This is a genomic window from Cupriavidus basilensis, from assembly GCF_029335485.1.
In the GTDB taxonomy this organism is placed as follows: domain Bacteria; phylum Pseudomonadota; class Gammaproteobacteria; order Burkholderiales; family Burkholderiaceae; genus Cupriavidus; species Cupriavidus basilensis_E.
In genome coordinates this window covers 17661-26508 of sequence record NZ_JARJLM010000484.1, presented here as the reverse complement: position 1 = coordinate 26508, position 8848 = coordinate 17661, and the positions used below count along the sequence as shown (strand labels likewise).

The 8848-nt window shown below is 61.8% G+C and carries 20 protein-coding genes; 2 read left to right on the top strand and 18 right to left on the bottom strand.

Going from position 1 to position 8848, the window contains the following annotated elements:
* Nucleotides 1-28 precede the first annotated feature (28 nt).
* From P3W85_RS29895 to P3W85_RS29835, 14 genes are all read right to left on the bottom strand, one after another.
* The gene (locus P3W85_RS29895; protein WP_276267426.1) at nucleotides 29-289 is read right to left on the bottom strand and encodes a hypothetical protein; all 261 of its coding nucleotides are present in this window, start codon (nucleotides 287-289) and stop codon (nucleotides 29-31) included.
* The gene (locus P3W85_RS29890) at nucleotides 286-615 is read right to left on the bottom strand and encodes a hypothetical protein (protein WP_276267425.1); all 330 of its coding nucleotides are present in this window, start codon (nucleotides 613-615) and stop codon (nucleotides 286-288) included. Before P3W85_RS29890 ends, P3W85_RS29895 begins: the two co-directional genes overlap by 4 nt.
* A 10-nt stretch (nucleotides 616-625) precedes the next feature.
* A complete protein-coding gene (locus P3W85_RS29885) occupies nucleotides 626-1093 on the bottom strand; it encodes a hypothetical protein (protein ID WP_276267424.1) in 468 nt (155 codons plus the stop codon).
* Nucleotides 1090-1653, bottom strand: a complete 564-nt coding sequence (locus P3W85_RS29880; protein WP_276267423.1) for a 3'-5' exonuclease — start codon at nucleotides 1651-1653, stop codon at nucleotides 1090-1092. The genes P3W85_RS29885 and P3W85_RS29880 overlap by 4 nt, the downstream gene beginning before the upstream one ends.
* Complete coding sequence (locus P3W85_RS29875; protein WP_430869649.1) at nucleotides 1650-1982, bottom strand: DUF559 domain-containing protein; 333 nt, start codon at nucleotides 1980-1982, stop codon at nucleotides 1650-1652. The genes P3W85_RS29880 and P3W85_RS29875 overlap by 4 nt, the downstream gene beginning before the upstream one ends.
* Nucleotides 1928-2131 carry a DUF7696 family protein gene (locus tag P3W85_RS45640; protein ID WP_430869648.1) on the bottom strand — a complete coding sequence of 68 codons (204 nt, stop codon included), beginning with the start codon at nucleotides 2129-2131 and terminating at the stop codon, nucleotides 1928-1930. Before P3W85_RS45640 ends, P3W85_RS29875 begins: the two co-directional genes overlap by 55 nt.
* Nucleotides 2132-2155: 24 nt before the next feature.
* The gene (locus tag P3W85_RS29870; protein WP_276267421.1) at nucleotides 2156-2428 is read right to left on the bottom strand and encodes a hypothetical protein; all 273 of its coding nucleotides are present in this window, start codon (nucleotides 2426-2428) and stop codon (nucleotides 2156-2158) included.
* Nucleotides 2425-3456: a helix-turn-helix domain-containing protein gene (locus tag P3W85_RS29865; RefSeq protein WP_276267420.1), complete on the bottom strand. Its 1032-nt coding sequence runs from the start codon at nucleotides 3454-3456 to the stop codon at nucleotides 2425-2427. The genes P3W85_RS29870 and P3W85_RS29865 overlap by 4 nt, the downstream gene beginning before the upstream one ends.
* A 61-nt stretch (nucleotides 3457-3517) precedes the next feature.
* Complete coding sequence (locus tag P3W85_RS29860; protein WP_276267419.1) at nucleotides 3518-3865, bottom strand: hypothetical protein; 348 nt, start codon at nucleotides 3863-3865, stop codon at nucleotides 3518-3520.
* Nucleotides 3866-3976: 111 nt separating this feature from the next.
* Nucleotides 3977-4339 carry a nuclease domain-containing protein gene (locus P3W85_RS29855; RefSeq protein ID WP_276267418.1) on the bottom strand — a complete coding sequence of 121 codons (363 nt, stop codon included), beginning with the start codon at nucleotides 4337-4339 and terminating at the stop codon, nucleotides 3977-3979.
* Nucleotides 4339-4632 (bottom strand): winged helix-turn-helix domain-containing protein, encoded by a 294-nt coding sequence (locus P3W85_RS29850; RefSeq protein WP_276267417.1) that lies wholly within the window; start codon nucleotides 4630-4632, stop codon nucleotides 4339-4341. The genes P3W85_RS29855 and P3W85_RS29850 overlap by 1 nt, the downstream gene beginning before the upstream one ends.
* A gap of 8 nt (nucleotides 4633-4640) precedes the next feature.
* Nucleotides 4641-4823: a hypothetical protein gene (locus tag P3W85_RS29845; protein WP_276267416.1), complete on the bottom strand. Its 183-nt coding sequence runs from the start codon at nucleotides 4821-4823 to the stop codon at nucleotides 4641-4643.
* The gene (locus tag P3W85_RS29840) at nucleotides 4820-5197 is read right to left on the bottom strand and encodes a hypothetical protein (protein WP_276267415.1); all 378 of its coding nucleotides are present in this window, start codon (nucleotides 5195-5197) and stop codon (nucleotides 4820-4822) included. The genes P3W85_RS29845 and P3W85_RS29840 overlap by 4 nt, the downstream gene beginning before the upstream one ends.
* The gene (locus tag P3W85_RS29835) at nucleotides 5194-5703 is read right to left on the bottom strand and encodes a phage regulatory CII family protein (protein WP_276267414.1); all 510 of its coding nucleotides are present in this window, start codon (nucleotides 5701-5703) and stop codon (nucleotides 5194-5196) included. Before P3W85_RS29835 ends, P3W85_RS29840 begins: the two co-directional genes overlap by 4 nt.
* A gap of 147 nt (nucleotides 5704-5850) precedes the next feature.
* Here P3W85_RS29835 and P3W85_RS29830 point away from each other — a divergent pair, with 147 nt between their 5' ends.
* The gene (locus P3W85_RS29830) at nucleotides 5851-6048 is read left to right on the top strand and encodes a hypothetical protein (protein WP_276267413.1); all 198 of its coding nucleotides are present in this window, start codon (nucleotides 5851-5853) and stop codon (nucleotides 6046-6048) included.
* Here P3W85_RS29830 and P3W85_RS29825 read toward each other — a convergent pair.
* Together P3W85_RS29825 and P3W85_RS29820 are read right to left on the bottom strand one after the other, a co-directional pair.
* Nucleotides 6032-6679, bottom strand: coding sequence for a hypothetical protein (locus P3W85_RS29825; protein ID WP_276267412.1), 648 nt, complete (start codon nucleotides 6677-6679; stop codon nucleotides 6032-6034). The two genes, P3W85_RS29830 and P3W85_RS29825, sit on opposite strands and share 17 nt — an antisense overlap.
* A 3-nt stretch (nucleotides 6680-6682) precedes the next feature.
* A complete protein-coding gene (locus P3W85_RS29820) occupies nucleotides 6683-7162 on the bottom strand; it encodes a hypothetical protein (protein ID WP_276267411.1) in 480 nt (159 codons plus the stop codon).
* A 193-nt stretch (nucleotides 7163-7355) separates the two neighbouring features.
* Here P3W85_RS29820 and P3W85_RS29815 point away from each other — a divergent pair, with 193 nt between their 5' ends.
* Nucleotides 7356-7661 carry a hypothetical protein gene (locus tag P3W85_RS29815; protein ID WP_276267410.1) on the top strand — a complete coding sequence of 102 codons (306 nt, stop codon included), beginning with the start codon at nucleotides 7356-7358 and terminating at the stop codon, nucleotides 7659-7661.
* Nucleotides 7662-7996: 335 nt separating this feature from the next.
* On the opposite strand, the gene P3W85_RS29810 is transcribed toward P3W85_RS29815, so the two are convergent.
* Both P3W85_RS29810 and P3W85_RS45635 read right to left on the bottom strand, forming a co-directional pair.
* Nucleotides 7997-8530, bottom strand: coding sequence for a hypothetical protein (locus P3W85_RS29810; protein WP_276267409.1), 534 nt, complete (start codon nucleotides 8528-8530; stop codon nucleotides 7997-7999).
* 3 nt (nucleotides 8531-8533) lie between these two features.
* Nucleotides 8534-8812, bottom strand: a complete 279-nt coding sequence (locus P3W85_RS45635; protein ID WP_430869651.1) for a transcriptional regulator — start codon at nucleotides 8810-8812, stop codon at nucleotides 8534-8536.
* Nucleotides 8813-8848: the final 36 nt, after the last annotated feature.

Sequence of the window (8848 nt, the reverse complement as noted above, 5' to 3'; positions counted from 1 at the left end):
GCAGCTATCATCAATTGCGTCTTCGTCCTCAGCATGCTGCCTCCTCGGGCGACGCCTGCGGGCAGCGGTCCACCACGATCTCGCACTTGGCGTAGTACTCCGTCGCGTTGATGCTGCCCGTGTTGTACGACAAGTAGCAGGACTTCACGGAGACGCCCGGCGCCGACAGATCTACGCCCGCCGCCTCGGCCACAGCCTTAGCAATCAGCGCCTTCAACTGGTCCTGCGACAGATGCGCCAAGTGGCGCACCTCATCGACCTCGGTAGTTCCAACGATCAGTTTGCTCACGATTCCACCCTCACTTGAATCTTGTCCTCGAACACCAGGCGCCGCATGTCGTTCAGGTGCCGCTCCGTTGCGGCCAATGCCCCTGCGCTGCCGGTACCATCCCGAGGACGTAGGCCGCACCGCCACAGTTCGTCCATCAGGTTCTGAGCCGTGCCTGCGTCCATCGTGACGAACGGATCCACCCTGGCTCCATTTGGGATGTCCTCGAACACGAGGGGCCGCGCGATGCTGTACAGCCGCCCATCTCGCTTAACGCCTAGCCTCAACTCGATGTCGTGGCTCCATGGGACCAGGTCCGCGCGAATCGTCATGCCTTCCGTATTCACCGCTCCCTCCTCAGTCCGAGCTGCTGGACGAACTGCTGCTGTCCGACGATGAACCGCTGTCCAAGGCCGAGCTAGAGCCGCTATCCCAGTTCCCCGAGGCGCCGCCGCCATCGAAGGACCCACCTCGGCTCACCGGCGCCGACCAGATGCTGCCGAACGAGCCAGAATCGGCAGCATTGCCGTCGTCCGCTTGGCTGGAGAGCAGCATCGCTGCCGGCAGCATGGACATGCCGTCATCGGTCGTGCTTGAGCGGGTAGTGGCCGGGGCAGCTGCGGATACCGGCGGGCGGCGCGGAACGGACGCAGCGGCCACAGCCCGCGACAGCGGTACGGGGCTGCGCTTCGGTGGCACCTGGGGGTTCAGCCGTGCGGCGAATCCCTTAGGCGCGGTGATCTCTACTTTCACCACTGTGGCGCCGACAGGCGCGGGCTTCGACTTGCCGAAAAGGCGGGCGAAGAAGCTGCGAATCGCTTTCATTTGGCCTCCTTGAGTTGTATGCCCCTGATGCCGCGCAAGATGGTCAGCAGCTGGTTCGCCTGGTGTATGGCGTCATCCATGGCGTTGTGGCGCACGCCCTCCCGCGCCACGTCGACCTCCCACATGCTGGGAAACATGGTTTTCATCGTGCGATGGCAGCGGTTCTGCCAGAACGGCCAGCACTCCATTTCAACCGCCTTGTGTGCGTTCTGGAGAATCACGTTGTCGAAATCGGAGCCATTCCCCCAAAACGCCATAGCGTTGTGATCCTCATCGCACCAGATACGGAAGGCATTCAGGACATTGCGCAGCCGCTTCGGCTCGGGCGAAAGCAATGCCGCTTTGGCCTCATCAGACTGACGGTCCCACCAGAGCAGCGTCTTCTCGGACTGAGTCAAACCGAGACGGAGACAGTCGTTCACGTCGACGTTGGCGTAGAACGTGCCCACAACCTTCAGATCCACCATATCCATCGCTGCCGCGCCGATGCTGACGATGGCAGCCGTCGGCGCCGTGTCGTGCGCCTCGATGTCAACCATGATTTCGATTCGATTGCTCACTTGACCTCCTCGGTTTGGATTCCCATGGCCGCCAGCACCACCGCCAGCGCTTCTCCCGTCTTCACCTGGCCCGTCGTGAACCGCAGCACCGTCCATCCCTGCGTCGCGGCCGCGTTGTACTTCTCCAAGTCCGCCTTGTAACCGGCTCCACGGGTATGCCGCCCGCCTGACCAGGTTCCGCCCTCCACTTCCACCGCCAGCCGCCTTGCCGGCCACGCAAAATCAAACCTCCATTTCCGCACCGCATCAAACCGGTACTCCCGCTCCGGTGCGATCAAACCCGCTGCCTTGACGTGGAGGGCGAAGACTTCCTCGCCCGCGCTTCCCACATTGCCCTGGCGTCCCGCCGGAGCCTTTCGGCCGCTTCCGCCCCGCGCTTCTTTTCCACCGCGTCCAGGTACGCCCTGATTGCCGCGGGTGCCAAGCTGATCAGCCACTTGACCTCGCACTCGTGCCGGTAGGCCTCGTCCGCTCGCATCCCGCCATTTCCCCCAAATCCCGCTCACGCCGGCGCCTCGTCGCACTGCTCGTCGTGGACCGGGACGCCGCTGATGGGGCGGAGCCATGCGTCGAGCAAGAAGCATTCGCTGACCGGCCCCTTGCTGTGCATCCAAGGTGTCGGGAATTTGCACCACCAGGTCGGCCGCTGGTCTTTCCACGGCTCAGGGAATGGCGGCCTCAGCCACAACACCTCAACGACCATGCCGTCGAGCGTCTTCGAGGGCCAGTCAGCCGGCACCACGACGAAAGCGAGAATTCCAGGTTTGCAGTTCATTCCTGCACCTCGACCGGCGGATGGCCGTAGATGTACTGATGGATGTCCGCAAAGAGCGAGTTCTTGTTGCGTTGCAGATCGCTCATCAACTCGTCACGCCACTTGCCTTCGCCTGCCCGCTTGAACACATTGACCTTGTAGCGAAGCGCGTCTTCGCCCTCCTTGAACGGACGGAACACCTGCGCACCCTTCTCGGCAATGCCAGACCAGCGGCGGTACCATGGCTCATCGGGACCTGCAGTCGATCCGCCATCGGCCTGCGGAACTTCTGGCGGCACCCCGTCTTCCCACCGGCGTTGGTTGAGGTAAGTTGCCGGAGCAGGCTCAAACCCCTCCCGCCAACTCTTGGTTGGCTTCATCGCCTCCACGTGGGCAATGATCTCAGCGGCAATCGCATCCAGGCTGTGGCGCCTCCAGCGGCGCTGGCAATCTGCCTTACCGACACGCCTTTCGGTGTTCGGCCAGGCAGCCCAGAATTGCTCGAACGGGGTCATCGTCTTTTCCGTCTTCGAGCGCGCGCCGCGGTTCTCTGACGGGTCTTTGACGGGTACTGACGGGTTGGGTGCAATAGCTGTTGCACCCTTTCCTGTTCCAGATTGCACCCTTTCATGCTCCGGCTTGCACCCTTTCGTGTCGCTGGTTGCACCCTTTTCAGGGTCAAAGGGTGCAATAGCTGTTGCACCGTTTTCGGCACCATCCACAGGGTTAAAAAAGGGTGCAGAATTTGCGCCCTTTTCTGGCAACTTGCCGGTTTCGATCCAGAGCGGATTGATGCGGTACTCGCGGGACTTCTTCCGTCCGCCTTTGGCGTTGCCGACCAGCAGCAGCCAGCCGGACTCTTGCATGCTGCGGAGGTGGTATTGGACCGTGCGCTCCGACTGACGAGTCAGCTTGGCAACGGTTTCCACTGCGGGAAAGATTGATGTGCCGTCATGGTCGGCATGGTCTGCCAGGCACAGGGCAGTCAACATCTCGCCGCCGCCCACGGGGTAAAACTCGAATACCAGACCGGAGACCTTGCCGCTCATTGGCAGACCTCCGACCTGATGATGGCGGCCCGGAACAGACCGCCGGCATAGCGCCCCTCAGCTACCCCCCGTGAATCGGGCAATATGGGGCAGTCGCCCGCAGCGCCTTCCACTCCGCCGGGTCTGTCACTGCAGCCCCTGATGCGGACTTGCGGCATTGCCGGCCAGCCTTTGTCTTGGCACTGCACTGAACGTGCCCGTCCTGCTCGATCCACTCGGCATACTCGTCCGGCGTCAGCCCTGTCTTTCGAGCAGGCAAATTGACCCCATCCAGAATGCATGCCGCAATATCTTCCGGCGTCAGTTCCGCCTCCTGGCCACCGAACGGCGCCCTGAAGCCTACGCTGAACCAGCAACCTGCTTGTCGCGTCGCCTCGAGCGCCCGGATGATTTCTGCCCGTGTCACCATTACTCAGCTCCTTTCGATAGGTGCGCACAAACCCACCGCGAAGCGCGTGTGGGCCCACGCAGGCGACATTTTGCCCCCTGACTTGCCAGTACTGGGGCATGATGATGATCCTCACGCAACTGCTCCTGCGCGCGCCGCCGGCACGCCGTATTCCTGTTCTCGGTAAGCGCTCCAACGTGCATAGGCTCGGTCCCAGATCTGGCGGCGCTGCTCCTTGCTCAGCCGCCTCCCCTGGTCCAGCTCGTAGTGGCATTGGGCGCAGGCCGGTACCGTCATCCGGTCGTCCGCCTTCAAACCCTTGCCCTTCCCGTCCTTCAGCTGGTTGGAGTGCGCCGGCACCACGGTGGCCGGGTCGTTGCGGCAGACGCCAGGGATGCGCAGGTAGCATTGCTGACCGTGGCACAGCATGTCCGGATGCAGGATCGGGTTGACGCGGATGGCCTTGCCACCCGCAATGATTCGAACCATCGCCATCAGAACAGCGCCCTCTGCGGATGGGGCCGGCGTACCGGGCGGATCGTGCGGCCAGTCTTCTTGCATGCGCGCGACGGGCCCAACTCCAGCAGCCCTTTCTTACGCAGCTCATTGACCCGGCCGCTCACGGTGTTGATTGCCAACCCGGATGCCTGCGCCAGCTCCTGCAGCGAGTAATCGCGCGGGTTGGCGCCAATCGCGTCCATGATTTCCTGCTGGACACGGCCAAGCTCGCCGGACGTCTTCATCCGGTCGTAGTTGCGAATACTGGTATTGGCGACTGCCGTGTGCATGCGTCCTCCTATGCGCGTTCAGTCTTCGGCCACTCAAACGTTCCGGCCAGCGCGCTGTAATAGCCGTGCTTCCACTCGTTCACGTAGTCCGGGGTATCGGGATGGCGGCACGCGTCTACGGTCTTTCCGGCGCGCGCCGCGTTGGCGCCTTCCAGGCGAATGTCCGCCCGCGGCATGAGCTCGTGAATCACGCCGCCTCCTTTTCCGTTCGGATGAATGTCAGGCCGAGAGTCGCCAGCACGCGATCGATCCAATCCGGATGAACTCCCAGCCACGACAGCATCGCCTCGATGCTCGGGCGGTCATGGACCAGCAGGCGCTGTGCCTCCCCGCTCGGCCAAAGCCTGCCTTCGTCCGTCTGCTGCTTGGTCGCCAAGTCGCATAGCTCGTTGAGCCATTGCGCCACAATGGCCGCCAGCAGTCGGTACTCGGGCGCGGCCCAGGCGTTCTGGCGATAGTGCTGGGAGGAAACTTCCAGTAGCCTGGCAATCGTGCCAGTGCCGGCGAGCATGAAGGCCGGCAGCGTCCCGACCTGCTTGATCCTCTGTGAGGCTGGCGTGCTCATACCACCCTCCGGATTGACTTGCTGTCGGCGGTAGCTTCGGTGTCGCCACGTCGAACCGCCGATGCGACGTGGATAGCCTCAATCCGCTTGATCCACTCCATCACACACTGAATCAGATCGTGTCCCATCGCTGTCAGGACGATCAGGTCATTCAGGCAGATCTCGCCGTCCTCGTAGCGCTTCGTGAATTCACTGAACGCCGAGCCCATGCCGGAGATCATCTTCCCTGCTTGGTCCAGCAGAGCCTGGTCGGACAAATCACCTATTTGCGGCAACTTGACGGTGATCCGGCCAATGACCGAAGCGAAGGTGTCGACGATGCGCGGGTCGCCGGTCATCGCCGTGATGTCGAAGGCCTCCCTCAAGGTCAGGTGGTTCTGGATCTGGCTCGGGTTGAGCTTGTTTTGCAGGACCGCAGCGCTGCGCACACCCATGCGCGCCGCCAGCGCCGGGACGCCACCCGGGTAGTCGTGCGCAACCCGGTAGGCAGCGTCTTCAATGTTCATCAGGCACTCATGAGTCATTGCCTTACCTCAATGTGGTTTGTTGCAACACAGCCGCCTACACTGCGGTCATCTATCGAATGGGGTGCGTACCCACTGTCATGGCAAACTTGAGATCTCTGACCTTCTCAACCCACCAATGGGGTACGCATGGACGCCGTTTCTACTCTGCAAAAGCAAGTGACTCTGATGCAGTCGGTCATTCACCTGCTCGTTGTTACCCATCCGGATCCAGGAAACCTCAAGGCATTGCTGCGGTCGCTCAAAAGAGGCTTCGACCAACAAGAAGGAACAGACCTGGACGAGCTCTGGCCGGAACTCGCGGACGATTTCAACCTGGGCGACTGAATTTCTCCCTGAGTTCTGCCGCAAACGCAGCCCTAACACGCGCTAACACCGCTACTAGGGGCTCTGAGCTGGCCGGCCCCGACACTTCTCGTGGCCGGGCTGGGATCAGTCCGTCAGCTGAATACCGGTACTCAGCTGCATCTCTCGAAAGCCGGTCAGATACCTCAGGAGGCGCGGCTTTTAGCAAAGCAGCTAGAGTGAGGAACAGAATCTCGGCGGCGTCCTTGTTGCACCTGCTCGATCGCAGATCCACGCTCGGATGCCTCAGGGCCCGCTTTGTCCCGAAGCCAGTCTCTTTTGCGCCAAGCGTCACGACGATGCATGCGCTTTCGATCCGACTGAGCAGCGGCGTCGTCGCAGCCGGATTTGGCGTTACGCCATCGGCCTCGAATAGCGAGTCACCTTGCAGCGGCGGCGCGGGCTCGAGCGGATACGTTGGTTCGGCGTCGAAGTCGCGGATGTGCCGCGGCCCCGGCAGAGCATCCAAGCTGGCGCGCACCGCTCGCAGCTCAGCGGCGGCCGCGGCCCGCTTGCGCCAGAGCGGCAGCCGAAAGAGCAGCTGCACTGCGAGCGCCGTGGCAGCAGCCACGACGACTGCCACGACAATGTGGTCGATGCTGAGGGATGTCACAGCTCAGGCCCCGTTCCCCACCGGCATCGAACCAGGCGCGTTGAGGACAGCCAGTTCCCTCACCAGGCTCTCGCGCACGCGGCCGAGCCGGCTTAAGTCTCCGCCTCCCAGCAGAAACTGCGAGAGCGTCTCGGCGACGCGCTGCTTTTGCCATTCCGTCAGCGAAGGTACGCAATTCGCACCGTGTGCCTGGGCGGGCAACGGCGCACTCTCCCGCTCAGCATCTGCTACGGCCCAGTCTTTGAAGAAGGCCCATACCTCGCGCAGCTTGGCAGCATTTTTTACGGGCAGCGCGCCAACTCCCCCGGCGAGGGGGTGGTTCAGCGTCCTGCCCTCCTTCGCGGCAAGGCCCTCCATGTCCAATAGCTCGATGACGTTTTGGACGAACTTGAGCGCATCGAGGGCCGTGGCTCTCTCCAGATTCATGACCAGCGGGACAATATCTGTGCCGCCCTTGCTCACTACGATACTGATTGACTTCATCGTTTACCCCAATTCATGGTGTTGTGGATTCAGACGGCCCGGCCACTCCGTGTCCGTCAGGACTCAAACATGGCGGCCCCTCCGCCGACATCTCTACGCCGACAAGGGCATCCCCTCGCCAGCGGTATTGGCACGTACTCCCATTCACAGACAATTGAGGCTCTACCCATCAATCACCACGAAAGGAGTACGCATGGAAAACGGTTTCGACACCATCGAGCTCAAGGCAGAGCTAATCGCAACTCGAGAACTGGCAGCATTCGCACTAGCGTTAGTCCATAACCTCGATCGGACGCCCCCGGAAGCACTGGAAGACATCAAGGAAGCGTTGATCGCTACGCATCGCTCAATAGCTGAAGAGACCTTTAGGGACAGCCAGGCACCCGCAGGGCTCGCAGAGTTCGAAGCCGCTTATGAGAGGTCTCTCAATAGCGGAATCACCCTGGCGAAAGCCTTCCTCGACAAGCTGAACCGTATCCGCGGGTCAGAGCAGAACTGATCGCGCTGTCGGGGTTCGCGACCGCCTCACGCAATCGCTCGCCGTGCTCGGTCGCAATCCGGATTGCGGTTTCCCGCGCCCGATCTTTCTCCGTCGCGATCTCGCCTTCCCTCGCCATGAGGGCGGGTCGGATCAAGCCCAGCACCAGGCGGGCGTACAACCCACCAGAGAACGTTGCAATCGTTTTCATCATTTCACTCCGTTCACGGATCGAAACATGACCAACAAAGAGAAGATCGAAGTAACAATCCATCACTACGACGTTGAGCCCAAGCACGATGGCTCAGACACTCCCCACTACTACGAGTCGCTCGAACCTGTTGAGGCCGAATACGTTATTCGGCTGGAGGATGGGCTCTGGTACTTTGTGGACGCAGTCCAGCTGAGAGAAGGGAATGACCTGCTATATCTCTCGAAATCTTCTTCCTCGCCTCTGGAGGCATGTCTTGTAGCGATGCAACTAAAAGAGTCCGAATAATGTCCAGCGCCCGCTGGGTGCACGCAGCGGGGCTCAGATCAGTGCCCGGATGCATGAGCCCTTGTCTTGCCGAGACCGACATCGCCTCCGGGCCAACCACGGCGGCGAAACATGCGTGGTACACCCGCGCAATCAGTGGTGTTGTTGCGGCAAGGTTCGGTGTCACGCCGTCCGGCATGAAGAACGATGCGCCGGCCAGCGGCGGCGCCGGATCGGGCCGCTTGGGCCGGACATGCTCGCGCACGCGGATGGCATTGACCGGATCAGCCACCCCGGGTGGTGGCGCGCCCGGGGCCAATGCCAAGGCATCGCGCTGGCGCAGCTGCTCAAGCGCCGGGCCGATGAGGAACAGGATGAAACGGACGTACAGGGATTTGATGGCGGATTTCATGAGTCAGGCTGCCTCCTGGGTGGTTGTCGGCTCTGCCCTAACGAGTTCTGGCCAGATCTCGTGCCAGTCATTGGGGCGGAGGTCTTGCCGGGTAACCTGGAAGCGCAGGAGTCTCTCCAGGCGCGCCATTCGCTCGGTCGGAACCGGACGGTTTCTTCGCGTATCCAGCGAAATCCACTGGGAAATCGTAGGCGGCTCCACGCCGAGTTCGCGTGCAACCTTTGATGGGCCGCCGGCATCAATGACCGCGGCCCGCAAACGGGAGACTAGTGCCCTATCCATGCCAGCAACAATAAGGCATTGCCTCATGTTTGTCAA

What these genes read in the sequence shown, in the direction of transcription:
- P3W85_RS29885 (WP_276267424.1), bottom strand. Translation starts at nt 1,093, where the DNA reads ATGAAAGCGATTCGCAGCTTCTTCGCCCGCCTTTTCGGCAAGTCGAAG.
- P3W85_RS45640 (WP_430869648.1), bottom strand. Translation starts at nt 2,131, where the DNA reads ATGCGAGCGGACGAGGCCTACCGGCACGAGTGCGAGGTCAAGTGGCTG.
- P3W85_RS29870 (WP_276267421.1), bottom strand. Translation starts at nt 2,428, where the DNA reads ATGAACTGCAAACCTGGAATTCTCGCTTTCGTCGTGGTGCCGGCTGAC.
- P3W85_RS29865 (WP_276267420.1), bottom strand. Translation starts at nt 3,456, where the DNA reads ATGAGCGGCAAGGTCTCCGGTCTGGTATTCGAGTTTTACCCCGTGGGC.
- P3W85_RS29860 (WP_276267419.1), bottom strand. Translation starts at nt 3,865, where the DNA reads ATGGTGACACGGGCAGAAATCATCCGGGCGCTCGAGGCGACGCGACAA.
- P3W85_RS29855 (WP_276267418.1), bottom strand. Translation starts at nt 4,339, where the DNA reads ATGGCGATGGTTCGAATCATTGCGGGTGGCAAGGCCATCCGCGTCAAC.
- P3W85_RS29850 (WP_276267417.1), bottom strand. Translation starts at nt 4,632, where the DNA reads ATGCACACGGCAGTCGCCAATACCAGTATTCGCAACTACGACCGGATG.
- P3W85_RS29840 (WP_276267415.1), bottom strand. Translation starts at nt 5,197, where the DNA reads ATGAGCACGCCAGCCTCACAGAGGATCAAGCAGGTCGGGACGCTGCCG.
- P3W85_RS29835 (WP_276267414.1), bottom strand. Translation starts at nt 5,703, where the DNA reads ATGAACATTGAAGACGCTGCCTACCGGGTTGCGCACGACTACCCGGGT.
- P3W85_RS29830 (WP_276267413.1), top strand. Translation starts at nt 5,851, where the DNA reads ATGGACGCCGTTTCTACTCTGCAAAAGCAAGTGACTCTGATGCAGTCG.
- P3W85_RS29820 (WP_276267411.1), bottom strand. Translation starts at nt 7,162, where the DNA reads ATGAAGTCAATCAGTATCGTAGTGAGCAAGGGCGGCACAGATATTGTC.
- P3W85_RS29815 (WP_276267410.1), top strand. Translation starts at nt 7,356, where the DNA reads ATGGAAAACGGTTTCGACACCATCGAGCTCAAGGCAGAGCTAATCGCA.
- P3W85_RS29810 (WP_276267409.1), bottom strand. Translation starts at nt 8,530, where the DNA reads ATGAAATCCGCCATCAAATCCCTGTACGTCCGTTTCATCCTGTTCCTC.
- P3W85_RS45635 (WP_430869651.1), bottom strand. Translation starts at nt 8,812, where the DNA reads ATGGATAGGGCACTAGTCTCCCGTTTGCGGGCCGCGGTCATTGATGCC.